Origin of the sequence: Streptosporangium roseum DSM 43021 (genome assembly GCF_000024865.1) — a bacterium.
GTDB lineage: Bacteria > Actinomycetota > Actinomycetes > Streptosporangiales > Streptosporangiaceae > Streptosporangium > Streptosporangium roseum.
In genome coordinates this window covers 2,935,806-2,959,742 of record NC_013595.1, presented here as the reverse complement: position 1 = coordinate 2,959,742, position 23,937 = coordinate 2,935,806, and the positions used below count along the sequence as shown (strand labels likewise).

The following is a 23,937-nucleotide window of genomic DNA, read 5'->3' as shown; positions in this document are numbered from 1 at the left end:
GCTCCTCAATGGGTCAGGTGGGAATGCGGTCGGTCACGATCCGGTCAACGGGAGGCGCCGCGGTCTCTTTGGTGACCGGCGCCGATCGCTTGCCGAGCATGGCCAGAGCGATGACCAGGCCCAGTGCCGCGACGAGGCCGACCACGCCGAACGCGGCCTGATGACCGGGAACCAGCGTCTGCGGCGCGGCTATCCCAGACGTGGGTGCATGCGCGGCGACAACGCTGCCGGCGATGGCTACGCCGAGGGCGGTGCCAACCGCGAAGCAGGTATCGGCGAGTCCGGCGGCCAGACCGGAGTGCCGTTCGGCGACACCGGTGAACGCCGCGATCTGGGCACAGACGGTGGCGGTGCCCATGCCCGCCCCGAAGACCAACAGGGCAAAAGTCAGCAGTTCCGGCGAGCTGTGCTCGGACACCACCCTGGTGAGCAGCAGGCAGGCTCCACCGAGCAGGGCAGTGCCGACGGTCGCTACCGGACGCACGCCGATCCTGGTCACAACCCGCTGGCAGACCAGAGCGCCGACGACGGCCGCCACGGTCATCACCCCGGCCGTGAGGCCGAACCGCACGGGCGACCAGCCGAGCACCGACTGCGCGTGGGCGGTGAGGACGATGAGCATGCCGTCGACCGCCATGCCCGTGACGAGAAGCAGGAGGTCGCCGCCGACCAGAGAACGCGACCGCAGGACCCCGAATGGCACCAGCGGCGCCTTGGACCGCCGTTCGATCACGACAAACAAGCCGGTCAGCGCCATCGCACCCGCCAGCGGCCCGAGGATCCGGTGGCTGGACCATCCGACGTCAGGGACGCCGGTGATGGCGTAGACGAACAGCACGAGAGCCGAAGTGACCGTCAGCGCCCCGGCCAGGTCAAAGGAGCGGACACGCACCTCGTCCCGGCTCTCGATCAGCATCACCGGCGCGAGGACCAGCACCACCACCCCGACCGGGACGTTGATCCAGAAGACCCACTGCCAGCCGAGCGTATCGGTGATCAGGCCGCCCAGCAGCAGCCCGGCGGTGGCACCGAACCCTCCGATCCCACCCCAGATTCCCAGTGCCCTGTTCCGCTCGCTGCCTTCGGCGAAGGCGTTCATCACCATGGACAAGGCTGCGGGGGCGATGATGGCGGCCGACACACCCTGCAAAGCGCGGGCTGCGACCAGGGCTTCGACCGTCGGGGCGAACCCGCATCCCAACGAGGCCAACACGCGCAGCGACATTCCTGCCAGGAAGACCCTGCGGCGGCCGAGCAGATCCGCGGCGCGGCCGCACAACAGCAGCAGGCCCGCAAAGGCCAGCGCGTAGGCCGTGACCGCCCACTGGACGGCGGTGCCGTGCGCCCGAAACTCCCGCTCGATGGCCGGCAGGGCGGTGAGCAGGCTGGTGCCGTCCAGGATGGTCATGAAGAACGCCGTGCCCAGCAACACCAGCACCCGCCACCTCGAGGCGGCCGCCCGCGGGCTCACTCATACCCTCCCGCACCCAGCTCGACGCCCAGCGTGTCAAGCCAGTCGCCGGTGCCGTGCTTCCGCCAGGAGGGCTCCTCCCGGCCATCGAGGAAGGCGCCCTGCTCGGTGAGGACCAGCTGCGTGCCCCCATCGGCCGGGCAGAACGCCACGGTCGTCAGCGACACCGTCGCCAGGTCGTCTCCCACGTGCAACATGGAGGTGTAGACGATGCGCTCGTCCGGGACGATGTCGCGATACAACGACTCAAACGTCATCGACAGGCCGCTGTCCGGGTGGCTGCGGTTGACCTCCCGGCCCCCGACCCGGAAGTCCAGTTCATGGTCCGCATCGGGGGTGGAGAACCAGCGGGCCTTCGCCTTCGGGTCGGCCCATGCCGCGAACACCCGGGCCGCCGTGACCGGGTAGAGGCGTTCGAGGGTGAACGTGGCGTGCGTGACAGAACGGTCGATCATCACAAGCTCCCTTGCTCCGCTGTGCCGGGATCATCGAGCAGGTAGTCACCGAGCCGGTCCAGGCGCCGTTCCCAGGACGTGCGCTGCTCGGCAAGCCAGTCCTCGGCCGTCCGCAGCACGTCCGGCTCGATGCGGCAGGTGCGGACGCGGCCGATCTTCTCGGATCTGACCAGCCCGCACGCTTCCAGCACCTGGATGTGCTGCATGACCGCCGGTAGCGACATCTCCAGTGGCCTGGCCAGTTCGCTGACCGACACCGGCCCGCGGATCAGGCGCTGCACCATCGCCCGGCGCGTTCCATCCGCCAGCGCCTGGAACACCCGGTCCAGCGATTCGCCATAGTTAGGCATGTCCTTAACTATGGGTCGGCACACATTGATAGTCAAGTACTTCCTTAACCAATGACCCGATCGTGGCGGTCCGATCTACTGGCGGGCTCGCGGCAGGCGTGCCGATCGAACCGGCGACCGAGCTCGGGAGCGGGGGCGCGCTCCGGCTGCCGCGCGCCCGGGTGGTGCCCCTGTCCGCCCCTCCCGCCGCGTACACCTCGGCGGTCGAGCGGTATCTCACCGGCGCGGGCATCGCGAAGTCCTCCGCGCGGATCTACCGGATCTCGCCGACAACGTGGGGGTGGATGCTCGCCGGCGAACCGGCGCCGACCGGACCCGGTAGGCGGTCCGCTCCACCGACGTCACCGCACACGCCTCCCGGCTCACCCCGCCAACGGACGAGACGCGCCGTAGAGAGACGAACACGCACACAACAGGCAAAGAAGATCACAGCTTCAGCAACCTCGCCGTTCAACCCTTCAAGATCATCCCAATGCGGGTTTTGGGCTTATGTGGGCTGACCCCCTTGAGCAGGAAGCAGACCCGCTTCATCACAACTCCACCTAAAAACGTTTCAATGAAACGCCGGCGAAGCTCCGTCGGGACGCGCGCCACTGTCAACACCCGCGTACGGCCACGCGGAGACGCGGAGAACCGGAGACGCGGAGACGCGGAGACGCGGAGACGTGGCCACGCGGAGATGTGGCCACGCGGAGACGCGGAGAACCGGAGACGCGGCCATGCGGCCATGCGGAGAACCGGAGAACCGGAGAACCGGAGAACCGGACCTTCCGCCACGGAAGCCCGCCCCGCCGGGCACCCCTGGCGGATAGCCCCAAAAGTGGACACAATGACCGATGGCGCCGGGGCGCCGACCGGCCACCGCGCCCGCCGGACCGCCCGGATGTCATCGATCCATCCGGTTCTCGCTGAGGAACGCTTCACCATCGGGAGATTTCGTGTTCGTCGACATGCCCCTCGAACAGCTCAGGGACTACCGGCCCGAGCGCCGGGAGCCCGCCGGGTTCGACGCCTTCTGGGACAGGACGCTGGCCGAGACGCGGCGGCACGACCTGGACCCCGTCTTCACCGAGGTGGAGACCGGCCTGGCGCTGGTGCGCTGTTTCGACGTCCGCTACGCGGGCTTCGGCGGCCACGAGATCCGGGGCTGGCTGCTGGTGCCGGCCGCGGCCGACGGCCCGCTGCCGTGCGTGGTGCAGTACATCGGCTACAACGGCGGCCGGGGCCTGCCGCACGACTGGCTGACCTGGCCGGTGGCCGGGTGGGCGGTCTTCGTGATGGACTCCCGGGGACAGGGCGGCGGGCGCGCGGGTGACACCGCCGACCCGGTGGGCGGCACCGGGCCGCAGGTGAGCGGCAAGCTCACCCAGGGCGTGCTGGACCCCGACGGCTACTACTACCGCCGCCTGTACACCGACGGCGTCCGCGCCGTCGAAGCCGCCCGCTCCCACCCGCTGGTGGACCCCTCGCGCGTCGCCGTCTCGGGCGCCAGCCAGGGCGGCGCCCTCGCGATGGCCGTCAGCGCCCTGGTCCCGGACCTGCTGTTCGCCTTCATCGACGTGCCGTTCATGTCGCACATCCGCCACGCCGCCGAGATCACCGACGAGGACCCCTACGCCGAGCTCGGCCGGTTCCTCAGGGGCAACCGCCACCGCGACGACCAGGTCTTCGACACCCTCGACCATTTCGACGGCGTGAACTTCGCCGCCCGCAACACCACCCCGGCCCTCTTCTCGGTCGGCCTGCGCGACGGCGTGACCCCGGCCTCCACCGTCTTCGCCGCCTACAACCACTACGCGGGCCCCAAGGACATCCGCGTGTGGCGCTTCAACGGCCATGAGGGCGGCGAGTCCGCCCAGGTGGCCGAGCATCTCAAGGCCGCACGGGAGCTGCTGGCCGGCCGGCTGCCGCTCGCCGCCGGAGAGCTGGTGCCCTAACTGGCGCACCGGGGTTTGTTACGTTTTAATCAATGCTCATGAATTCGGTGAGCATCAAGGATGTCGCGGCGCGTGCCGGTGTCTCCCCCGGCACGGTGTCGAACGTGCTCAACCGTCCGGAGAAGGTCGCCGAGTCCACCCGCGTCCGGGTCGAGGAGGTCATCCGCGAGCTCGGGTTCGTCCGGCACGGTTCGGCCTCCAGCCTGCGGGCCGGGCACAGCCGCACGATCGGCCTGTCGGTCATCGACATCGGCAACCCGTTCTTCACCGACGTGGCGGCGGGCGTGGAGGAGGGGGCCAGCGAGCGCGGATACGCGGTGATCCTGGGCAACTCCTCGGGCGACCGGTTCAAGGAGGAGCGCAACCTGCTGGTCTTCGCCGAGCAGCGGGTCCGGGGAGTGCTCATCACCCCGGCGGGGACGACTCTCGCCAAGCTCGACCAGCTCAGGGAGCGCGGCATCAACGTGGTCCTGGTGGACCATCCGGCCGAGCGGCCCGACCAGTGCTCCGTCGCGGTCAACGACGTCACCGGCGGGTCCCTGGCGGTCTCCCACCTGCTGAACGGCGGGGCCGAGCGGATCGCCTACGTCACCGGGCCCCTCACCATCCGCCAGTGCCTCGACCGGCGGCTCGGGGCCGAACGGGCTCTGGCGGCGGCGGGCCGCGACCCCGGGCGGATGCTGGAGGAGATCGTGACGAACGCGATGAACGCCAGGGCGGGGCAGGAGGCGGCCGAGAAGATGATCTCCCAGGGGCGGCTGCCGGACGCCGTGTTCTGCGCCAACGACCTGCTGGCCCTCGGCATGATGCGCGGGCTGCTCCAGGCGGGCGTCCGGGTGCCCGAGGACGTCGCGCTCATCGGCTACGACGACATCGACTTCGCCTCGGCCTCGGCGGTCTCGCTCAGCTCGGTCCGGCAGCCGACCCACCGGCTGGGCCGGGTCGCCACCGAGCTCCTGCTCGACGAGTGCGACAATCCGGAGTCCCACGCCCACCAGCAGATCATGTTCCAGCCCGAGCTGGTCGTCCGGGAGTCGACCCGCTGACCTCCGGCGCCCACGGCGGGGCAGGGAGAGTACGGTGCCCCGCGACCGCCCCGGCCATCCGGCGGGAGCTCCGCTAGGGTCTGCGGCGGCGGGGTGACGGGACTCCGATGAGCAGGCGGCGGACGGCGTCCCAGGCCGCCCGGAGGGCCTCGTTGACCTCGGGGGACTCCGCTCCGAAAACGCGGGCCCAGGCGCCGCAGTCCTGGGGCAGCACGCTGGCTCCGGCCCGCAGGCCGTACGGGGCCAGCGCCTCGTGCAGGGTGTCGGCCACCATCGTGGCGGGGGCGCCGGCGGTCACCACGAACAGCGAGGCCATCACCCCGAAACCGCCGAGGACGGCGGGTCCCGTGACGCCGCCGTCGGAGGGCACCAGCCGCAGGGTGTCGGCGAAGAGGATGCCGCCGTCCGGGCGGCTCACCTCCAGGTCGGTGCAGAACGCGTCGTAGTCGTTGCGCTCCCCGCGCGCGAGGCGGCCCGCCAGCATGCTCTCGCTCAGCACCACCGTGGCCGACGGGTCGACCACCAGCTCGGTGCGCTGGTAGAACCGGGAGCGCGCGAACGGGATCGCCGGATCGGGGAGATACTCCAGGTAGCCGTCCGCCCCCACCTCGATGGTGACGAGCTGGGTGGCGTAGTCCTGCTCCATCTTGTAGATCTTCGTGGCGGCCTGCGTGGTCAGGTTCACCTCGGCCCCGGCGCCGCAGGTGAAGTCCATCCGGTAGCGGTCCCCCTGGAGGACGCCGCCGCCCGACGACATCAGCATGACGTAGGGCATCTGCGGCCGCCGCTCGTCGTAGTAGATCGGGCGCATGATCTGCAGCGGCGTCTTCTGGTAGTGACCGGTCAGCTCGGTCCGCCCGCCGATCCTGTCGAAGCCCAGCTCCAGCACCCCCACCTTGCCGGAGCTCCCCACCGCGAGCGTGTCGGGGACCCCCGCGTGGCGGGCCACGGCCTCCGGGATCCGGTCCACCGTGTAGTGCTCGGCGGACAGCCTGTCCACGGGGGCCTCTTCCGCCGCTACCGCGCCGAGGAACACGCCACGGCCCCGCGCACCTCGATGAAGTCGGCGACCTCGGCCACGCCGGTCCCGGTCAGGCAGTCGGTGAGGACGACGGGACGGCCGGCGCGCACGTGGTGGGCGTCGCCCTCCATCACCGACAGGTCCGTGCGGACGTATTTGGCGATGTCGATCTTGTTGATCACGAGCAGGTCCGAGTCGGTGATCCCCGGGCCCCGCTTGCGCGGCATCTTCTCGCCCTCGGCGGTGTCGAGCACGAAGATGTAGATGTCGGCCAGGGCCGGGCTGAAGGTGAGCGTCAGGTTGTCGCCGCCGCTCTCGAACAGCAGGATGTCGATGTCGGGGAACCTGTCGAGCATCTCGGCGCCCGCGGCGAGGTTCATGGTGGGGTCGTCCCGGACCGCGGTGTGCGGGCAGGCCCCGGTCTCGACGCCGACCACCCGGTCCGGGTCGAGGACGCCGGCCAGCGAGCGGCGGACGTGCTGGGCGTCCTCCTGGGTGTAGATGTCGTTGGTGATGACGCCCGGACTGTGCCCGCGCTCGATCAGGAGAGGCACCACGGCCTCGATGAGGGCCGTCTTGCCGGAGCCCACGGGGCCGCCGATGCCTACCTTCAGTACGTTCTCCACGGGGATCCTCTCGATGGTGCGGTCAGGTGGTGAAGAGGCGGGCCTCGGCCCGCTCGTGGGCGGCGGAGACGATGTCGGCGAGGGGCACCGAGGCATGGATGTCGTACGGGCTCCGGGCCGCCAGGGCGATCGCCGCGGCGCGCGCGATGTCGGGGTGCGCGCCGTACAGGATGGCCTGGGCCTGGCGGAAGTCCACCCTGCCCATGCGGACGGCGGCGGCGGTCCAGCTGGAGGCGAAGGCGAACAGGTCCCCGGCGACCGCCTGCCTCTCGGGCACCCCCAGGCCGGCGTGGACCGTCCCGACCACGACCGCGTGGTTGCCCGGCGTGGCCCCCGCCCTCACCAGGTCCGCCAGTTTCCCGGCGGCCGGCCCCCCGAAGACGCGGCCGGCGGTGTCCAGGACCTGGCGGCCGGTCCGGGTGGCGGCCGACCTGAGCTCGCGGGTGAGCTTGACGGCGTGCAGCCGCCGGTCGGCCGCCACCAGCCGGTCCCAGTCCCCCTCGGCCGCCGCGCGGTGCGCGAGCACCAGTGCCGTCGCGTCGCCCGGCCCCACGGCGTGGCGGAGCAGGTCGGCCAGCAGGCCCGGCAGGTCCGCCGGACCCGCCAGGCCTGACTGGATGTAGCCCTCCAGGCCGTGCGACAGCGTGTAGAGACCGCTCGGAAAGGCCGAGTCGGTCAGCTGGAGCTGGGCCAGCAGCGAGGCGAGGTTCACGCGACGGTCACGCGATGAAGTAGAGCTGGGTCAGCGGCAGCCTGGTGGCCGGTTCGATGGCGGCGTGCTCGCCGTCGAGCGTGACCTTGTAGGTCTCCGGGTCCACCTCGATCGTCGGAAGCGCGTCGTTGCGGACCATGTCCTGCTTGCCGATCGTGCGGCAGCCCCGCACGGGGCGGATCATCCGCTCCAGGCCGAGCTTGCCGGGCACCCCGGCTTCGATGCCGGCCTGCGACATGAAGGTGATGTTCGTCGCGGGCAGCGCCCTGCCGAACGCCCCGAACATGGGCCGGTAGTAGACCGGCTGGGGCGTCGGCAGCGAGGCGTTCGGGTCGCCCATCTGCGCCCAGTTGATCTGCCCGCCCTTGACGACGATGTACGGCTTGGCGCCGAAGCCGTACATCTGCCAGATCACGATGTCGGCGATCTTGCCCGTCTCCAGCGAGCCGACCGCGTCGGAGATGCCCGTGGTGCGGGCCGGGTTGATCGTCAGCTTGGCCAGGTAGCGCAGGACCCGGAAGTTGTCGTTGCGGTCGGAGTCCTCCGGCAGCTTGCCGCGCAGCTCCTTGCAGTGGTGGGCGATCTGGAAGGCCCGGGTGAAGGACTCCCCGACCCGGCCCATCGCCTGCGAGTCGGAGGAGACCATGCTGATCACGCCCAGGTCGTGCATGACGGTCTCGGCGGAGATGGTCTCGGCGCGGACCCGGCTGTCGGCGAAGGCGATGTCCTCGGGGTTGTCGTGGCTGAGGTGGTGGCAGACCATCACCATGTCCAGGAGCTCGTCCATGGAGTTGACGGTGTAGGGCAGCGTCGGGTTGGTCGAGGAGGGCATCACGTTCGGCTCGCCGGCGATCCGGAGCAGGTCGGGGGCGTGGCCGCCGCCCGCGCCCTCGGTGTGGAAGGTGTGGATCGCGCGCCCGTCGATGGCGCTGATCGTGTCCTCCAGGAAACCGCTCTCGTTCAAGGTGTCGGTGTGGATGGCGACCTGGACGTCGTACTCGTCGGCGATCGCCAGCGCGTTGTCGATCACCGCGGGGGTCGAACCCCAGTCCTCGTGGACCTTCAGCGCGCACGCCCCGGCCAGGATCTGCTCGCTCAGCGGTCCGGGCCGGCTGCCGTTGCCCTTGGCCATCAGGCCGATGTTGATCGGGAGGTTCTCGAACGACTGGAGCATCCGGCTGATCCCCCACGGACCGGGCGTGCAGGTGGTGCCCCGGCTGCCGTCGGAGGGGCCGACGCCGCCGCCGATCAGCGTGGTGATCCCGTTGCTCAGCGCGGCCTCGACCTGCTGCGGGGAGATGAGGTGGACGTGGCTGTCGATGGCCCCCGGGGTGGCGATCGTGTGCTCGCCGGACAGCACCTCGGTGCCGGGGCCGATGACGAGCCGCGGGTCGACGCCGTTCTCGGTGTTCGGGTTGCCCGACTTGCCGATGCCCGCGATCAGGCCGTTCCTGATGCCGATGTCCCCCTTGACGACGCCGAGGACCGGATCGACGACGACGACGTTGGTGATCACCATGTCGAGCGCGCCGCTGTGGTTGGTGGCGTTGGGCGCGGAGCCCATCCCGTCACGGGCGGTCTTGCCGCCGCCGTAGACGGACTCGTCACCGTAGAAACCGACGTTGTAGTCCTTCTCCACCTCGATCACGAGGTTGGTGTCGGCGAGCCGGATCCGGTCTCCGACGGTGGGGCCGAACATGTCGGCGTACTGCTTGCGACTCATGGACACCATGGGGCGTCAGCCTTTCTTCCTGGAGGCCGCCGGGGCCTTCCTCGCGGAGGCCGCAGGGGCCTTCTTGGCCGAGGCCGCCGGAGCCTTCCTCGTAGAAGCCGCCGGAGCCTTCTTCGCGGCGGCCGCCGGAGCCTTCCTCGTAGAGGCCGCAGGGGCCTTCTTGGCCGAGGCCGCCGGAGCCTTCTTCGCGGCGGCCGCGGGGGCCTTCTTCGGGGGTGCCTTCTCGGCCGCCCCGTCCGGGCTCCCGTCCTGACCGGCGGGCACGTCGAGGAAGCCGAAGATGTCCATCCGCTCCAGCGCGAGCCTGTGGGCCTTGTCGCCGCGGACGCTGCCGTCGACCAGCCCGCTGAAGCCGTAGACCCGCAGGCCGCCGCCGTACTCGACGAGGTTGACGTTGTGGGTGTCGCCCGGCTCGATCCGGATGGCGTTGCCCGCCGGGAGGTCGAGGTGCATGCCGAAGGCAGCATCCCGGTCGAAGGAGATCGCCCGGTTGACCTCGAAGAAGTGGTAGTGGGAGCAGATCTGGACGGCCCGGTCCCCGGTGTTTCGGACGGTCAGGCTGACCTTCCTGCGCCCCTGGTTGATCTCGATCTCGCCGTCGCCGTATATGTAGCGTTCGTGCCTCGGCAGGCCCTCGTGCGCTCTGGTCTTGCGTGCCATGACTTCCCCTCAGTGACTGTGATCGTGATGGTGGTGGTGCGCGGCGGCGAGGCCGTCGTCGGCGTCCCTGTCCCAGCGTTCACGCGCGGTCTCGACCCGCCGCCCGACCAGCTCCTCCAGGGAGGCGGCGGAGAGCAGCGGCCCCGCCCAGCTCACGCCCTCGGGCAGGCTCGGCTCGGCGAACGACGCCGGGACGGCCGTCACGTGCCGCGCGCCGAGCAGGCGGCACCGGGCCACCCCTTCGGCGACGTCCGGATCCCCGTCCATGAACGCGACCTCGACCCAGCGGAGCCCGCTGTGCTGGCGGACCAGGCGGGCCACGCGGAACAGCTCCGCGTCGTCCTCCGCCGAGGCCGAGGGCGCGGTCACCAGCACCGCCCGGGGCCCGGCGGGCGGCGCGGGGGCCGGGCCGGTCGCGCGGCCCGCCGCCGCCCGCAGCCAGCCGACCAGGTGGGCGGTGGTGCCCAGGGGCGGGGCGAGCAGCAGCTCGCCCGGCTCGCGGCCGCGGCCGTTCCAGCGGAGGATCTGCGCGATCTGGTGCGCCAGCCCCGGGTCCCGCCCGAGCGTCATCGGGACGACGACCGCCGGGCGCCGGGTGAGGGCGTGCAGATCCCGGCCGACGGCCGTGACCGTCGCGCCGGGCAGCCCGCCGAACGCCCGGCCGTACCGGCTCTCGTGCCCGCCGACGAGCACCGTCTCCCGTTCCACCGGTGGCCGTCGCGCCGTCGCCGGCCGCCGTCCCATCCGCGGTGGCCACGCCCGCTGGAGCGCCGGCATCCTCAGGCGCCGACGGGATCGTGGCAGGAGACGAGCTTGGAGCCGTCCGGGAAGGTGGCCTCGACCTGCATGAGCGGCAGCATCTCCCGGACGCCGTCCATGACGTCGGCCGGTCCGACGACCTTCTTGCCGAGCTCCATGCAGTCGGCGACCGACTTTCCCTCGCGGGCGGCCTCCAGTACGGCCGCGCTGACGAGCGCCACCGTCTCGCTGTAGTTGAGCTTCAGGCCGCGCTCCTTGCGCTTGGCCGCCAGGTCGGCCACGACATAGATCAGTAGCTTGTCCAGTTCTCGCGGTGCGAGATTCATGAGAAATCCCCTTTTTGCGTTATTGGCTTTTTCTGCCCGGCCGAGCCGACCGGCGGATTTCCGTCGGGCGCGGTCACCCGGCGCGCCTGAGCCAGGCGAGCGCCGGGACCGCCGCGAGGAAGGTCCAGGTCACCAGGACGAACGGCCACGTCAGGGTGTGACCGCCGAACGGGGTGAAGAAGGTCGTCAGGGCCGCGGTCAGGCCGGTGGCCGCGATCGCCCCGACGACCGCGTAGACGCCTCCGACCGGGGTCAGCACGACGAAGATCCCGGCGAGCGCCATCCCCACCAGGACGGCGTTGTAGCCGTACAGGCCGGCGGCGATGTCGGCGGCGGGCGCGCCCAGCACCCAGGCGACCGCCATCCCCACCAGGCTGGCGACCACCGCGGCGACGGCGGCGATCCAGCTGCCCACCACCAGCCCGACCAGGAAGACGAGCCCGACGTACCACTTGTTCTGGAAGAAGACCTGGCCGATGCCGTTGAACATGCCCTGCCAGATGTCGTTCCAGGTGAGCGCCGTGCGGCCGGTCGCCGCGGACGGGAGCGCGGGGCCGGTCACGCCCTGCCTGACGCGCTCGAAGGAGGGAGCCGCGAGCAGCATCACGCTGGTGATGATGCAGAACGGCGCGGTGAAGGTCGGCAGGTTGAACGGTTTGAGCAGGGTGACCAGCGCGGAGGTGACCACGCTGCCCGCCACGCACCCCGCGACGACCAGGAGCGTGGTCATCCAGCTCATCCCGAAGTAGAGGACGAACGCGACGCCGATGAGGGTGCCGCTGAACCCTTCGAGACCCAGCTCGACCCGGTCGCGCGCGGCGCCGAAGGCGTAGGCGGTGAGCGTGGCCACCGCCGAGCCCAGCACTCCGTAGACGGCGTAGCGCCAGTTGCCGGCGGCCAGGGCGACGATGAAGACGAGCCCGGTCCATGGGCTGGCCATGAAGTCGACCTGGCCGATCCCGCGGACCACCGCGACGAGCAGGGTGAGCGGTTTCAGGTCTCGCAAGTGCGGAGCGGTCGCCACCGGAGTCGTCGATGTCACGTCGGCCTTCCCGAATTCTCCTCGTTCGGCGGTTACCGGCCGAGTGGAGCCGTCCCGGCCTGTCATTCCCGGGGCCGCTCGACGGACCACCAGGCAGAAGGGCTTTTAATCATGCCAATACCTATTTCTTACCTAACTCCACCTTCACTGTTTTATTAGCGTCAAAATCCTCGAATGCGGCGTTTCACCAAGAGTGCTTCCGATCATTAACCGACAGATCGGAAGCGGCCCTAAGCGAGGTTCGACGATGCCTACCGGATTGAATACCGGCGATTCCGCCTGGGTGCTGGTGAGCACCGCGATGGTGCTGCTGATGACACCGGGGCTCGCCTTCTTCTACGGCGGCATGGTCCGTTCGAAGAACGTCTTCAGCATGCTCTTCATGAGCTTCGTCTCGATCAGCCTGGTGACCGTCCTGTGGTTCGCCTACGGCTACGGGCTCGTCTTCGGCCCGGACGCGGGCGGGCTCGGCCTGATCGGATTCGGCGACTTCCGCTTCGCGAACATCAGGCCCACCGACCTGACGGGTTCGGTCCCGACCTACGCCTACGCGCTCTTCCAGCTCACCTTCGCCATCATCACCGTCGCGCTGATCAGCGGCTCGGTGGCCGGGCGCATCCGCGTGGGGCCATGGATGATCTTCTCGGTGGTCTGGGTCACCCTGGTCTACTTCCCGATTGCGCACTGGGTCTTCGACAGCTCCGGCTGGATCCACCGGATGGGCACGCTCGACTTCGCCGGCGGGCTGGTGGTCGAGCTCAACTCGGGCATGGCGGGCCTGGCCCTGGCCATGGCCCTGGGACCCGGCATCCGGTACCGGCGCGGTGAGCCGCCCCAGCCCAGCAACATCCCGCTGGTCATGCTCGGCCTGGCCCTGCTGTGGTTCGGCTGGTTCGGCTTCAACGGCGGATCGGCGCTGAACGACGGCCCGACCGCGGTGACGGCGTTCCTGAGCACCATGATCGCGGGCTGTGTCGGCATGCTGACCTGGATGTTCCTGGAGTGGCTCCGTTCCCGCAGGCTCAGCAAGCTGGGCTCGGCCACCGGGGCCGTCGCCGGACTGGTCGCCATCACGCCTTCCTGCGCCTACGTGAACGCCGAAGGCGCCCTGGTGATCGGCATCGTGGCCGCCGCCCTCTGCTCCATGGCCGTCGAGTGGAAGTTCGTCCTCGGCTACGACGACACCCTGGACGTGGTCGGCGTGCACGGCATGGGCGGCATCGTGGGCACGCTGCTGATCGGGTTCTTCTCGACCGGCGTGGTCGGGACGGCCGGCCTGTTCTACGGCGGCAGCGGCGCGCTGCTCGGCAAGCAGGCGCTGTCCATCGTGGTGGTGGCCGTCTACTGCTTCGTGGTCACCTTCGTGATCGGCAAGGTCGTCGACAGGCTCTTCCGCCTGAAGGAGACCGAGGCCGAGCAGCTCGCCGGCTCGGATCTGCAGTTCGGCACGGGCTAGACCGCGGGGATGGACGTCACGGCGGACGGGTGGCTCAGCCGTACCCTCCGCCCGAAGAGGGTCCCCGTCCCCTGGGCCGCCGCGGTGCGGGCCGGCGCGGTCATCTCGGCCGGGGTGGCGGCCGGGGTCGTCGCGGGCAACCCCCGGATGGGGATGCTCCTGGCCACCGGCGCGCTCGCCGCCGCGATGCGGGACCGGCACCCCTCCTACCGGCTCCGCCTGGTCCACATCACGGTCGCGGTGCTCGGCGGCGCGGTGGGGACGGCGACCGGCGTGGCGTTCCACGACCGGGGCTGGTGGACCGTGGCGGCGCTCGTCGGGGCGGCGTTCGTGTCCGGCGCGATCAGCGCGATCGGCTCGGCCCTGTCGGCCGCCGGAATGAACCTCCTGGTGACGGCGTCGGTGTGGTCCGCGCTCCCGCTGCGCGAGCCCTGGTGGTGGCCGCCGCTGCTCTATATGGCGGGCGGGGCGGGTGTGCTGGTGCTCGCGCTGGCCGCCTGGCCGGTGCGCGCCGGTACGGCGGAGCGCGCCGCCGTCGCCCGGGTGTACCGGGAGATCGCCGCCATGATGGACGCCGGTGACGCCGGGCGCGCCTGGACGGTCCTGGCCCCGGCCGTGAGCGACGCCTACGACGTGCTGACCGGATACCGCCTGTCGGCCCCCGGACGCGACTCCGAGAGCGTCCGGCTGATGGGCATGCTCAACGCCGCGCAACCGCTGCTGGAGGCGGTCGCGACCATGCTCCGGCACGGCGACGCCTTCCCGCCCGGCGCGAGCGCGCCGGTGACGGCCCTGGCCCGCGCCGTCGCCTCGGGAGCGCACGGGATCCCCCCGCCGGAGCGGCGGCCGGAGACCGCCGACGAGAGGATCTTCTCCCGCGCCCTGGCGTACGCGGTGTCCTGCCTGCGCGGCGACGCGGCGCCGCCGGCCGCCCCGCCGGGGCGGCGCTGGGGGCGGGACCTCTCCGCCGTGCTGACCTCGCCGGACACCCTGGGCTACGCGCTGCGGCTCGCCCTGTGCATGGGCATCGCCACCGTGCTGGTCTCCGTGGTCGCGGTGCCGCACTCCTACTGGGTGCCCATGACCGTGACGCTCGTCTTCAAGCCCGACTTCGGCTCGGTGTTCGGCCGCGCCGTGCTCCGCGCCCTGGGCACGCTGGCCGGCGTGGCCGTGGGCGGCGTCCTGCTCCTGCTCGTCCCCCCGGGCTGGCCGACGGTACCCGTGGTCTTCGCGCTCGGCGCGGTCGCCCGGATCGGCATCGACCGGAGCTACGCCATGATGAGCACCGCCATCACCCCGCTCGTGCTGATCCTGGTCGAGTCGGCCGCTCCGGCCCCGCTGGGCATGGTGCTGCCGGCACGCCTGTACGACACGCTCATCGGCTGCGCGATCGTGCTCGTCGCCGGGTACGCGCTCTGGCCGGGGAGCTGGCGGGTGCGGGTGCGCGGCAGGCTGGCCGGCACCGTGACGGCCGCCGCCGACTACCTGCAGGCGGCGTTCGAGGCCGGGCGGCAGCCGGCGCGGCAGCGGCGCAGGCTGTACCGGCGCTTCAGCGAGCTGCACAAGGGGATGCAGCAGGGCTTGAGCGAGCCGCCCCCGGCCGGCTCCCGGACCGCGGCCTGGTGGCCGGAGGTCGTGGCCCTCCAGCGGATCAGCGCGGCGATCATCGAAGCGGCCGTCCAGGCCCGGTCGGGGGCCGCCGTCCCCTCCTCCGGTGACGTGACGGCCACGGTCGCGGGCCTGCGGAGGCTGGCGGCGGCCGTACAGGACTGGCCCGCCCCGGCCTCTCCTGGGCCGCTCCCCGGGTCGGGACCGCTGGCCGGGGTGGCGCAGGAGATCCGGACCGCCTGGTCGGCGCTGCCCGGCGGACGGCCGCGTGGTCCCGGTGCCCGTACGGCCGGCTGACCGTGCCCCTACGGGCCGGCTGACCGGTGCCCATAGGGCCGGCCTCGGGGCGCCGTGCCCCGCCCGGTGCCCGTGCCGCTAGAGGGCCCGGCCCAGGGCCGCGCCGATGAACGCCGCCACGAGGCCGAACACGACGTTGATCCCCATGTTGGCCACCGCGAGGCGGCGTTCGCCCTTCTCCGCCAGCCGCAGGGTGTCGTTGGCCAGGGTGCTGTAGGTGCTGAGCGCGCCGCAGAAGCCGGTGCCGGCCAGGAGCAGCAGCCATTCGGGCAGCCGCCCGGCGACCGTCCCCGCCGCGACCAGGCCGAGCAGGAACGAGGCCGACACGTTCGCGACGAAGATGGCCCACGGGAAGCGCGCGGGGATCCAGATCCCGAGGAGGTGGCGGAGCGCGGCGCCGACGGAGCCGCCCAGCAGCACCAGGATCGCGGCGGTCACATCACCCTCCTCGCGACGGCCGTCCCGACGAACACGGCGATCATCGCCAGCACGGGGGTGAGCACGAGATGGATGACGGCCACGCCTGTGTCGCCGGAGTGGAACTTGTCCTCCACGTTCACCGCGTAGGAGGAGAAGGTGGTGAACCCGCCGAGGAAGCCGGTCGACAGGAACGGCCCGACGAGCGGGTGGCCCGGATGCCTCTCGATCCAGACCGTCAGCAGGCCGATCAGCAGGCAGCCGGTAACGCTGACCACCAGGAGCGTCCACTGGAGCGCGTGCGGCGGGTTCGGGAAGGCCGCGTGTACCAGGTGGCGGGCCAGCGCCCCCAGCGCTCCGCCGCAGGCCACCGCGGCGAGCGCGGGTCTGGAGATCTTCATTGCGCCAGGCTAACCCCGACATAGGGATCTGACCTGGACAGACACACTCAACATCGAGACATCAGGTCATGGCCGTGACGGCCGGCACGGTCCCGGATACCTCGGTCCGGTCGGGCCGACCGGGGCAGGAGACCTCGGTCCGGCCGGGCCGACCGATCCCGGATACCTCGGTCCGATCGGGCCGACCGGGGCCGGGCGCCGTCGGCGGCGGCGCCTGCCCGTCCGGCCGGGCCTGGCGAGGGGCCGGGCGCCGTCAGCGGCGCCTGCCGGCCTCCTTGGCCGCGCGGGCGGCCTCGGCCTTGGCGCTCGCGGCGTATTTGTCGACGTACTCCTGGCCGGCGAGCTCCATCAGCGCGTACATGATCTCGTCGGTGACGGCGCGCAGGACGAGGCGGTCCTCCTCCATCCCGTAGTAGCGGGAGAAGTCCAGCGGCTTGCCGAACCGCACCCCCGGGCGGATGCCCAGCTTGGGGAAGGGACGGCCGGGGGGCATCATCTCGAAGGTGTTGACCATCGCCCACGGGACGACCGGCGCCCGCGACTCCAGCGCCAGCCGGGCCACGCCGGTCTTGCCCTTGTAGAGGCGGCCGTCGGGCGAGCGGGTGCCCTCGGGATAGATGGCGAGCACCTGGCCCTCGCCGAGGATGCGCTTGCCGGTGCGGAGCGCCGCCTCGCTGGCCTTGCCGCCCGAGCGGTCGATCGGGACGGTGCCCACGCCGCTGAAGAAGGCCCGGCTGAGGACGCCTTTGAGGCCGCGGCCGGTGAAGTAGTCGGACTTGCCGAGAGAGATCACCTTGCGCGGCAGGAAGAGCGCCCCGAAGAAATGATCGGCGAATGACAGGTGGTTGCCCGCCAGGATTACCGGCCCCTCCTTGGGCACGTTCTCCACCCCCTCCGCCCACGGACGGAAGACGAGATGGAGGAAGGGCCAGAGGATGGCCTTCACCACCCAGTAGAACACGTGAGGCTCCTTCGATTGACAGGCGGGACCTTGAGTTATCTTCGCACCTCCGGTGCCGGCCAACTACACCGCGAAACCACTCAAATCGACCTCTCGCAAAATACGCCCCACTCGTGCGACGATCGGGCGAACCTTACAAGGAGCTGCGATGCCAGTCATGCCCGGTGCGGAGCCGTACCACCATAAAGGTGGTCAGATCGGCGTCTTGCTCTGCCATGGATTCACCGGCTCGCCCCAGTCGCTGCGCCCGTGGGGCGAGCACCTGGCCGCGGCGGGCCTGACCGTGGCGCTGCCCCGGCTGCCCGGCCACGGCACCACCTGGCAGGAGATGAACCGCACCCGGTGGGAGGACTGGTACGCCGAGCTGGACAGGACCCTGGCGGACCTGCGCGGCCGGTGCACCGAGATCTTCGTGATGGGCCTGTCCATGGGCGGCTGCATGGCGCTGCGGCTGGCCCAGGTCCACGGCGCGGGGATCAGGGGGCTGGTGATCGTCAACCCGTCGGTGACCAGCGACGTGCCGCTGCTCCGGCTGGCGCCGCTGCTGGGGCTGGTGGTCCCGTCGGTGCCGGGCGTGGCGGGTGACATCAAGAAGGAGGGGGCGATCGAGCTAGGCTACACACGCACTCCGGTCAGGGCCGCGGCCAGCCTCACCCGGCTGTGGGCACTGACCCAGGCTGAGCTGGGCAAGGTCACCCAGCCGGTGCTGGTCTTCCACAGCCCGCAGGACCATGTGGTGAAACCGGCCAGTGTGCGTATTCTGCGTGAGAGGCTGAGCGGGGGGAATCTTAATGTGGTGGAGCTCAACGACAGCTACCACGTCGCGACGCTCGACAACGACGCGGATCGGATCTTCTCGGGGAGCCTGGAGTTCGTCCATGCGAACGCCTCGGTACCCTTGCAGGCAGACTGATCGCGAGTGGGGGATGCGCGGTTTCCGGGAGGAAGTGGCCCGCCGATGAGTAACGAGCCCAGCTAAGTGACACCTCAAAGCGATGAGGACGAGGTCTGGCGTCAGATCGTCGCGTCCTTCAACGACACCGCCGTACGCGACTCGGCCGACCAGCCGTGGCCCGACAGCGAGAACCTGCCCTCCGAACCTCCCCGGCGCGTGGTCAAGCAGTCGGACGAGGACGAGCGCCCGCCGGCGGAGGACCTCGCCGACACCGACGCCGACACCGACACCGAGCAGGCGGATCCCGACGACGAGGGTCACTACGTGCCCCCGCCGCCGCCCCCGCTGCCCAAGACGGACACCACCACCAAGATCGCCTGGCTGGCCCTCTTCGGCGGCCCGGCCTACCTGCTGCTCAGCGCCGCCCTGAACTGGCAACTGCAGGGCTGGATGCTGTTCACCGCGGTCGCGGCGTTCATCGGCGGTTTCGTGGCGCTCGTGGTGCGGATGGGCGACGGCCCGCCCAACGACTCCGGCTGGGACGACGGCGCGGTCATCTGACGGCTACGGCTTGGCGCGCTCCGAGGTGCCCAGCCGCTCGATCACGTCGGTGTAGCGGCCGTCGGCGTCCACCACGTGGCCCACGGTCACCACGGTGCCGGCGCCCGGCAGGTAGGCCACCGACTGGAGCCTGATGGTCCGCGGGACGATGGCGGCCGCGCCGCGGAGCGGCCTGACCGTGTGGCCGTCGTAGCGGAGCAGGAAGGCCTCGCCGGGCCGCTCCAGATCCACCCCGGAGATCCAGAAGCGGCCCTTGCGATCACCGGTCACGCCGTACAGGCGCACGTCGCCGCCGGGCGGGGTCAGCCGGGACCACTTCTTGCCGTTCCAGGACAGGATCAGCGGTCCCGCCCTGCCGGAGTCGTCGTAGACGCCGCCGACGGCCAGCGCCCGCTTCGGCCCGTCGAGGTGGATGTCGCGCAGGTAGCCGCCGGGGATGTCCGGGACGTGGAAGGTCTTCCAGCGCCCGCCGGACAGCCTCGTGATCAGCGGCCTGCCGCCGGTGTCGCCCACCGCCCACCCGTCGCTCTTGCCGGCCAGGGCAACGCCGTACAGCGTGCCCTTCCCGTCGAGCTGCGTGAGCTTCCACTTGCCGCTCCCGGTCCCGGTGACGACGAGCGGGTGCTTGTCGCGGCGGCCGACCGCGACCATCCGGTTCGGGGCGGCCGCCACCCCGCCCAGCCAGTCGCCCACGCGCAGGCTGTCGACGGTGACCCGGTCGAAGGCAGCCCCGTCCCCCCTCGCCAGGTACGGCAGGCCGTCATGGCCCTCGCCGACGGCCCACAGCTCGGTCGTGGAGGCGGCCGCGACCGAGCGCAGGAGCCCCGCGCCGGTGGGATCGTTGCGGATGCCGACCTCGGTCCAGGTCACGCCGTCCCAGTGGGTGATCGCGCCCCGGCTCTGCCAGATGTCCCAGACGCTCTGCTGGCCCACCGCCCAGACGCTGGTGGCCGAGGCCCCGGCCACGTCGGACAGCGACCCGTCACTGCTCAACCGCGCGCTCGTCGGCGCCTGCCAGGCCTCCGCCGCGGGCGGGCTGGCGGGCTCGGCGTGGGCGGCGGGCAGACGCGGAGACAGCAGGAGCAGGCCTCCCGCGCAGAGCGCCAGCGCACGCCGCGGAAGGCGACGGGTCATGTTCAAATGGTAAGGGCCGCGCCCGGCCCGTGTGCCCGCTCCCCCCGGTTGCCCTCCTACGGGCGCGGGCGGCCCAGCTCGGCCACCACCGGCAGATGGTCGGTGGCGGCCACCAGATCGGCGGGATCGGCCTCGGCAACGCCGCAGGAAAGGACCGGGAGCTCCGCCGCCGCGAAGATCGCGTCGATGCGTTTCCCGGGCCGCCGGGCCGGGAAGGTGAGGCCGTCACCGCGCGGCGAGACCGGGTAGCAGTCGGTCAGGTGTCCGGCCAGGTGCCGCCAGGCCGGCTCGTGGGACTGCTCGTTGATGTCCCCGGCCAGCACCGGCAGTGCGCCGAACCGGTCGGCGACGGCCCGCAGCAGGGTCAGTGCCTCCGTCGCGTGGCACAGCCGGGCCCCCCTGTCGAGGTCCAGGTGGACGGAGGCGACGGCCACCCGCCGCCCCTCGGTCTCCACCACCGCGATCGCGACCGCGCGCTGTTCCAGGCCGAGGAAACACCTGAGCAGGTGCCCCTCGCCGTGCAGCAGCCGCACACGCGGGCCGACCAGCACGGCCACCCCGCCCAGCCGGCGGCCCGCCGCCACGGTCAGCCCGCCGGAGGCGGCCAGCTGCCCGCGCCTGCGGCGCCAGCACAGAAAGCGGGGGGCCTCCTGCACGCAGAGCACGTCGGGACGGACCGCGCTGATCACCCGTCCCAGCGCGGCGACGTCGTCTTTCATGGAACGCACGTTGTAGCCGGCGACCCTGAGCACCACAGCCACCTCACTCGGCGGAGCCGCATGAAACGCGACAAGACGTGCCGTGAGGGTAGCCCCGCGGGCCCCGGCGTGCCAGAGCCCGCGGACAGATCACGGACCGGCGCCCAGCCGCGGGCCCCGGACCCGGCGGCCCCGCGCGGGGCCGCGCCCGGACGGCCGGGCAGGTCACGCGCCGGCGACCCGGCCACGCGGGCCGCGGGTCAGCGCCTGCGCGCGAGGTCCGCCGCGCCGACCAGGCCGGCCGACGCGCCCAGCTCGGCCAGGCGGATGTCGGCCAGGGGACGGTGCCCCCGGCCGGTCAGGTTGCGGGCGAAGGCCTCACGGACCTGGTCGATCCAGAGGTCGGCGGCGCGGGAGACGCCGCCGCCGAGGACGAAGCACCCGGGGTCGAGGACCGCGGCGAGGTCGCACAGGCCCTGGGCGAGCCACTCGGCCATCGCGGAGAACGCGGCCAGCGCGGCCGGGTCTCCCTGCTTGGCCGCCTCGGTGACCTCGTGGCCCTCGACGTGCTCGGGGGTGCCACCGGCGATCTTCAGCAGCACGGCGGCACGTGCCGGGTCGGCCTCGGCGATCGCCCTGGCCTCGGCGACCAGGGCGTTGCCACTGGCGTACTGCTCCCAGCAGCCGAGGTTGCCGCACCCGCACAGGCGACCCTCCGGCACCACCTGCATGTGGCCCAGCTCGGCGCCCATGCCCCAGCGGCCACGGTAGAGGGCGCCGTCCAGCACGATCCCGCCGCCGATGCCGGTGCCGATGGTCACGCAGACGAGATGGCTCTCATCGCGCCCGGCGCCGAACTTGGCCTCGCCCCACGCCATCGCGTTGGCGTCGTTCTCCACCACGACGGGCAGGCCGACGAGGTCGGAGACCTTCTTCTGCAGCGGCTCCTCGCGCCAGGCGAGGTTGGGCGCGAAGCGCACGACGGACCGGGTCTCGTCGACGAATCCGGCGGCGCCGAGGCCGACGGCCTCGATCTCCCGGCCCTTGGACAGCTCCCGGACCGCCTCGGCGATCGTCTCGGCGACCTGTTCGGGGTTGGTGGCCGGGGTGGGCCGCAGAAGGTGCTCGACGATGTGGCCGTCGTCGTCCACGACGCCCGCCGCGACCTTGGTACCGCCGATGTCAACGCCGATGGTCAGCGCCATTGTCCACCCTTTCCCCCTGGGCTCCCCCAGGTCTCCCCCGGGGCTCACCCCAGGTCGATGTGCTCCACGGGGGTCTCTTCTCTGCCGCGCTCCCGTGCCCGCTGCGCGGGCGTGGGCTTGTTGAGCCCGTCGACGGCCGACCTGAACGCGGCGAACAGCTCGCTGCCCGCCTGCATCAGGTGGTCGGCGACCGCTCCGCCGGACTCGCGCTGGGCGGCCATCGCACGGCAGACGGGGCAGGCCCGGCAGATGTATTCGTCATGCTCGGAGACCGCCTCCTCCCACACGTCACGGCTGCCGCCGCGGCTTCCGCCGCTGGAGAAAGCGCCGCCGAACCCGGTCATCGTGCCCTTGATCAGGTTCTTCCGGAGCTCTCTGGCCGCTTTCTGCTGGAACGTGTCGAAGAGTTTGAACGCCTCCTCGGTCGCGCTGCCCAGCGGATCCCGGTCGTTCTCAGTCCTGTCGGTCTTCTCAGTCATCAGGCCCTCCCGATTGGAACCGTACCCGGAGAAGGCCGTCACGGAGCACTGCCTCTTGCACGGATCTGCGGGCCAGGGCGGCGGGCAGGGCCAGGACGCGGCGGTGGGAGCCCGCGTTGACGATCAGCTCGTCGCCCTTGCGGGCCAGGTCCACCTCGCTCTTCTCGGCGAGCGGCAGGGCCAGGATCAGCTCGCCCTCGGGGGTGATCCGCAGCGGCGGGTCCACGGTGGGCGGGGCGAAGGGGTCGGCCTCGCCGTACATGGCCTCGGCGACCCGGGCGAGGGCGGCGGGGCCGACGGGCTCGGCGTCCAGGTAGGGCACGATGTGGACGGGCAGCGGGGCGAAGGACTGCTCGACCTCGGCCAGGTGCCTGGCCTGGGCGTCCACCCACCGCTGCCGCCACGGGTCGGCGCCCTCGGCGGGGAAGACCCGGTTGGCGATCACCGCGTCGACGCGGTAGCCGTACAGGCTGAGGGAGGTGAGCGTGCGGCGGGCCTCGGCCAGCACGACGGCCTCGGGGGTGAGCACCAGCCGGACGCTGGCGTCGGGCCCGGTGAGCAGCTCACGGACCTCCAGCAGGCCCCGATGGAGCCGCTCCCCCGCGCCGACCACGTGGTCCTCGGGCACGCTGACCTGCGCCACCCGGCGGATCAGCGGGGAGAGCGTGCGCAGGAGCCGCCTGCCGACCGGCAGCAGCCGGTTGACGTGCCAGTCGAGGGCCTCGGGCAGGGCGAGCAGCCGGAGCGTCTCGGCGGTGGGCGCGCAGTCGATGACGATGACGTCCCAGCGGCCGCTGCGGGCATGCTCGCGCAGCTCCAGCAGGGCGATGACCTCATCGGCGCCCGGCAGGACGGTGATCTCCTCGGCGGTGACCTCGTCCAGGCCCAGCTCGGCGAAGAACCCCCTGGCGTAGTCGCGCAGGTCGCCCCACTGGCGCTCCAGCGCCTTCTGGGTGTCCACCTGGTGCAGGTGGAGGCCGGGCGAGATCTCGGTGGGCTCGCCGCCGGCGGTCGCGCCGAGCGCGTCGGCGAGCGAGTGCGCGGTGTCGGTGGAGACCACCAGCGTCTTGTGCCCCGACCCGGCCGCGAGCGTGGCGGTGGCGGCCGCCGCGGTCGTCTTGCCGACGCCGCCCTTGCCGGTGAACAGCAGGACCCGGCTCACGCGCCCTCCCCGGCCGGCGGCCCGGGGCTCACACCCGCGGGCCCGGCCCCGGGCCGGCCCGGCTCCCTCATGAGGCCTCGACGCGCTTCTTCAGTCCCTTCAGGGCGGTGTCGATGATGACCTTCTCCGCCTTCCGCCTGATCATGCCGATCATGGGGACCTTGAGGTCCACGGCGAGCTCGTAGGTCACCTCGGTGCCGCCGCCCTCGTCGGCGAGGCGGTAGCTTCCGGTGAGCCCGGAGACCATCTTCCCCGCCTCGGCGATGTTCCAGTCGACGGAGTCCTCGCCGTGCCAGGTGTAGGCGAGGGTGTATTCGTCGCTGATCACGCCCGCGTCCAGGGCGAACCGGACCGTGGCCGGACGTCCGTCCGCGTCGGCGGAGAGCACGCGCGCCGACTTCACCTGGCCCGCCCACTCCGGGTATGAGGCGAAGTCGGCGATCACCGTCATGATGGGCGACCGGCCGGCGCCGATCGTGATGCTCGAAGTGGTGCGGTCAGCCATGGGGTTACCGTACTCGTTCGA

General features: G+C 71.6%; 26 protein-coding genes. 6 read left to right on the top strand and 20 right to left on the bottom strand.

The features are described from left to right. Positions 1–13: 13 nt before the first annotated feature. From SROS_RS13190 to SROS_RS13180, 3 genes are read right to left on the bottom strand one after another with little or no spacing between them, the layout of a single operon-like run. Complete coding sequence (locus SROS_RS13190; protein WP_148269068.1) at positions 14–1,438, bottom strand: MFS transporter; 1,425 nt, start codon at positions 1,436–1,438, stop codon at positions 14–16. A gap of 29 nt (positions 1,439–1,467) precedes the next feature. Further along, on the bottom strand, positions 1,468–1,926 hold the full coding sequence (locus SROS_RS13185) for an SRPBCC family protein (RefSeq protein WP_012889433.1): 459 nt from the start codon (positions 1,924–1,926) through the stop codon (positions 1,468–1,470). Then, positions 1,926–2,276, bottom strand: coding sequence for an ArsR/SmtB family transcription factor (locus tag SROS_RS13180; RefSeq protein ID WP_012889432.1), 351 nt, complete (start codon positions 2,274–2,276; stop codon positions 1,926–1,928). Before SROS_RS13180 ends, SROS_RS13185 begins: the two co-directional genes overlap by 1 nt. 938 nt (positions 2,277–3,214) lie before the next feature. On the opposite strand from SROS_RS13180, the gene SROS_RS13175 reads away from it, so the two are divergent. After that, positions 3,215–4,213 carry an acetylxylan esterase gene (locus SROS_RS13175; protein WP_012889430.1) on the top strand — a complete coding sequence of 333 codons (999 nt, stop codon included), beginning with the start codon at positions 3,215–3,217 and terminating at the stop codon, positions 4,211–4,213. A gap of 32 nt (positions 4,214–4,245) precedes the next feature. Continuing rightward, positions 4,246–5,259, top strand: coding sequence for a LacI family DNA-binding transcriptional regulator (locus SROS_RS13170; protein WP_012889429.1), 1,014 nt, complete (start codon positions 4,246–4,248; stop codon positions 5,257–5,259). A gap of 73 nt (positions 5,260–5,332) precedes the next feature. Here SROS_RS13170 and SROS_RS13165 read toward each other — a convergent pair whose 3' ends face one another. The 8 genes from SROS_RS13165 to SROS_RS13130 form a co-directional block, all read right to left on the bottom strand. Beyond that, positions 5,333–6,259 carry an urease accessory protein UreD gene (locus SROS_RS13165; RefSeq protein WP_012889428.1) on the bottom strand — a complete coding sequence of 309 codons (927 nt, stop codon included), beginning with the start codon at positions 6,257–6,259 and terminating at the stop codon, positions 5,333–5,335. Positions 6,260–6,276: 17 nt separating this feature from the next. Beyond that, complete coding sequence (ureG, locus tag SROS_RS13160; protein WP_012889427.1) at positions 6,277–6,906, bottom strand: urease accessory protein UreG; 630 nt, start codon at positions 6,904–6,906, stop codon at positions 6,277–6,279. Between the two features lie 22 nt (positions 6,907–6,928). After that, on the bottom strand, positions 6,929–7,618 hold the full coding sequence (locus SROS_RS13155; protein ID WP_012889426.1) for an urease accessory protein UreF: 690 nt from the start codon (positions 7,616–7,618) through the stop codon (positions 6,929–6,931). A 7-nt stretch (positions 7,619–7,625) separates the two neighbouring features. After that, positions 7,626–9,350 carry an urease subunit alpha gene (gene ureC / locus SROS_RS13150; protein ID WP_012889425.1) on the bottom strand — a complete coding sequence of 575 codons (1,725 nt, stop codon included), beginning with the start codon at positions 9,348–9,350 and terminating at the stop codon, positions 7,626–7,628. Between the two features lie 6 nt (positions 9,351–9,356). Beyond that, positions 9,357–10,010 carry an urease subunit beta gene (gene ureB / locus SROS_RS13145; RefSeq protein WP_012889424.1) on the bottom strand — a complete coding sequence of 218 codons (654 nt, stop codon included), beginning with the start codon at positions 10,008–10,010 and terminating at the stop codon, positions 9,357–9,359. 9 nt (positions 10,011–10,019) lie between these two features. Beyond that, positions 10,020–10,718: a sirohydrochlorin chelatase gene (locus SROS_RS13140; RefSeq protein ID WP_052316927.1), complete on the bottom strand. Its 699-nt coding sequence runs from the start codon at positions 10,716–10,718 to the stop codon at positions 10,020–10,022. Between the two features lie 71 nt (positions 10,719–10,789). After that, positions 10,790–11,095 carry an urease subunit gamma gene (gene ureA / locus SROS_RS13135; RefSeq protein WP_012889422.1) on the bottom strand — a complete coding sequence of 102 codons (306 nt, stop codon included), beginning with the start codon at positions 11,093–11,095 and terminating at the stop codon, positions 10,790–10,792. A 73-nt stretch (positions 11,096–11,168) separates the two neighbouring features. Continuing rightward, positions 11,169–12,137, bottom strand: coding sequence for an urea transporter (locus tag SROS_RS13130; RefSeq protein WP_245564626.1), 969 nt, complete (start codon positions 12,135–12,137; stop codon positions 11,169–11,171). A gap of 247 nt (positions 12,138–12,384) precedes the next feature. Between SROS_RS13130 and SROS_RS13125 the strand changes: the two genes are divergently transcribed. Both SROS_RS13125 and SROS_RS13120 read left to right on the top strand, forming a co-directional pair. After that, complete coding sequence (locus tag SROS_RS13125) at positions 12,385–13,593, top strand: ammonium transporter (RefSeq protein ID WP_012889420.1); 1,209 nt, start codon at positions 12,385–12,387, stop codon at positions 13,591–13,593. Positions 13,594–13,602: 9 nt separating this feature from the next. Next, the gene (locus tag SROS_RS13120) at positions 13,603–15,498 is read left to right on the top strand and encodes an FUSC family protein (protein ID WP_012889419.1); all 1,896 of its coding nucleotides are present in this window, start codon (positions 13,603–13,605) and stop codon (positions 15,496–15,498) included. 78 nt (positions 15,499–15,576) lie between these two features. Here SROS_RS13120 and SROS_RS13115 read toward each other — a convergent pair whose 3' ends face one another. The 3 genes from SROS_RS13115 to SROS_RS13105 all read right to left on the bottom strand — a co-directional run bounded on the left by SROS_RS13115 (position 15,577) and on the right by SROS_RS13105 (position 17,277). Then, positions 15,577–15,936, bottom strand: a complete 360-nt coding sequence (locus tag SROS_RS13115) for a fluoride efflux transporter FluC (RefSeq protein ID WP_012889418.1) — start codon at positions 15,934–15,936, stop codon at positions 15,577–15,579. After that, positions 15,933–16,316 (bottom strand): fluoride efflux transporter FluC, encoded by a 384-nt coding sequence (locus SROS_RS13110; protein ID WP_012889417.1) that lies wholly within the window; start codon positions 16,314–16,316, stop codon positions 15,933–15,935. The genes SROS_RS13115 and SROS_RS13110 overlap by 4 nt, the downstream gene beginning before the upstream one ends. 253 nt (positions 16,317–16,569) lie before the next feature. Next, on the bottom strand, positions 16,570–17,277 hold the full coding sequence (locus SROS_RS13105) for a lysophospholipid acyltransferase family protein (protein WP_012889416.1): 708 nt from the start codon (positions 17,275–17,277) through the stop codon (positions 16,570–16,572). A 148-nt stretch (positions 17,278–17,425) separates the two neighbouring features. Between SROS_RS13105 and SROS_RS13100 the strand changes: the two genes are divergently transcribed. Then, positions 17,426–18,190, top strand: a complete 765-nt coding sequence (locus SROS_RS13100) for an alpha/beta hydrolase (protein WP_012889415.1) — start codon at positions 17,426–17,428, stop codon at positions 18,188–18,190. A 66-nt stretch (positions 18,191–18,256) separates the two neighbouring features. Next, entirely contained in the window at positions 18,257–18,733 is a 477-nt protein-coding gene (locus SROS_RS13095; protein WP_012889414.1) for a hypothetical protein, read from the top strand. Between the two features lie 3 nt (positions 18,734–18,736). Here SROS_RS13095 and SROS_RS13090 read toward each other — a convergent pair whose 3' ends face one another. The 6 genes from SROS_RS13090 to SROS_RS13065 all read right to left on the bottom strand — a co-directional run bounded on the left by SROS_RS13090 (position 18,737) and on the right by SROS_RS13065 (position 23,916). Continuing rightward, complete coding sequence (locus SROS_RS13090; protein ID WP_012889413.1) at positions 18,737–19,867, bottom strand: hypothetical protein; 1,131 nt, start codon at positions 19,865–19,867, stop codon at positions 18,737–18,739. A gap of 56 nt (positions 19,868–19,923) precedes the next feature. Next, positions 19,924–20,619: an endonuclease/exonuclease/phosphatase family protein gene (locus tag SROS_RS13085; protein ID WP_342632928.1), complete on the bottom strand. Its 696-nt coding sequence runs from the start codon at positions 20,617–20,619 to the stop codon at positions 19,924–19,926. 206 nt (positions 20,620–20,825) lie between these two features. Continuing rightward, entirely contained in the window at positions 20,826–21,770 is a 945-nt protein-coding gene (locus SROS_RS13080; protein WP_012889411.1) for an ROK family glucokinase, read from the bottom strand. A 44-nt stretch (positions 21,771–21,814) separates the two neighbouring features. Next, positions 21,815–22,249, bottom strand: a complete 435-nt coding sequence (locus SROS_RS13075; RefSeq protein WP_012889410.1) for a DUF5304 family protein — start codon at positions 22,247–22,249, stop codon at positions 21,815–21,817. Then, the gene (locus SROS_RS13070) at positions 22,242–23,411 is read right to left on the bottom strand and encodes an ArsA family ATPase (RefSeq protein ID WP_012889409.1); all 1,170 of its coding nucleotides are present in this window, start codon (positions 23,409–23,411) and stop codon (positions 22,242–22,244) included. The genes SROS_RS13075 and SROS_RS13070 overlap by 8 nt, the downstream gene beginning before the upstream one ends. Before the next feature lie 67 nt (positions 23,412–23,478). After that, entirely contained in the window at positions 23,479–23,916 is a 438-nt protein-coding gene (locus SROS_RS13065; protein WP_012889408.1) for an SRPBCC family protein, read from the bottom strand. Positions 23,917–23,937 lie beyond the last annotated feature (21 nt).

What these genes read in the sequence shown, in the direction of transcription:
- SROS_RS13185 (WP_012889433.1), bottom strand. Translation starts at nt 1,926, where the DNA reads ATGATCGACCGTTCTGTCACGCACGCCACGTTCACCCTCGAACGCCTC.
- SROS_RS13180 (WP_012889432.1), bottom strand. Translation starts at nt 2,276, where the DNA reads ATGCCTAACTATGGCGAATCGCTGGACCGGGTGTTCCAGGCGCTGGCG.
- SROS_RS13170 (WP_012889429.1), top strand. Translation starts at nt 4,246, where the DNA reads ATGCTCATGAATTCGGTGAGCATCAAGGATGTCGCGGCGCGTGCCGGT.
- ureC (WP_012889425.1), bottom strand. Translation starts at nt 9,350, where the DNA reads ATGGTGTCCATGAGTCGCAAGCAGTACGCCGACATGTTCGGCCCCACC.
- ureB (WP_012889424.1), bottom strand. Translation starts at nt 10,010, where the DNA reads ATGGCACGCAAGACCAGAGCGCACGAGGGCCTGCCGAGGCACGAACGC.
- ureA (WP_012889422.1), bottom strand. Translation starts at nt 11,095, where the DNA reads ATGAATCTCGCACCGCGAGAACTGGACAAGCTACTGATCTATGTCGTG.
- SROS_RS13125 (WP_012889420.1), top strand. Translation starts at nt 12,385, where the DNA reads ATGCCTACCGGATTGAATACCGGCGATTCCGCCTGGGTGCTGGTGAGC.
- SROS_RS13120 (WP_012889419.1), top strand. Translation starts at nt 13,603, where the DNA reads ATGGACGTCACGGCGGACGGGTGGCTCAGCCGTACCCTCCGCCCGAAG.
- SROS_RS13110 (WP_012889417.1), bottom strand. Translation starts at nt 16,316, where the DNA reads ATGAAGATCTCCAGACCCGCGCTCGCCGCGGTGGCCTGCGGCGGAGCG.
- SROS_RS13100 (WP_012889415.1), top strand. Translation starts at nt 17,426, where the DNA reads ATGCCAGTCATGCCCGGTGCGGAGCCGTACCACCATAAAGGTGGTCAG.
- SROS_RS13090 (WP_012889413.1), bottom strand. Translation starts at nt 19,867, where the DNA reads ATGACCCGTCGCCTTCCGCGGCGTGCGCTGGCGCTCTGCGCGGGAGGC.
- SROS_RS13080 (WP_012889411.1), bottom strand. Translation starts at nt 21,770, where the DNA reads ATGGCGCTGACCATCGGCGTTGACATCGGCGGTACCAAGGTCGCGGCG.
- SROS_RS13075 (WP_012889410.1), bottom strand. Translation starts at nt 22,249, where the DNA reads ATGACTGAGAAGACCGACAGGACTGAGAACGACCGGGATCCGCTGGGC.
- SROS_RS13065 (WP_012889408.1), bottom strand. Translation starts at nt 23,916, where the DNA reads ATGGCTGACCGCACCACTTCGAGCATCACGATCGGCGCCGGCCGGTCG.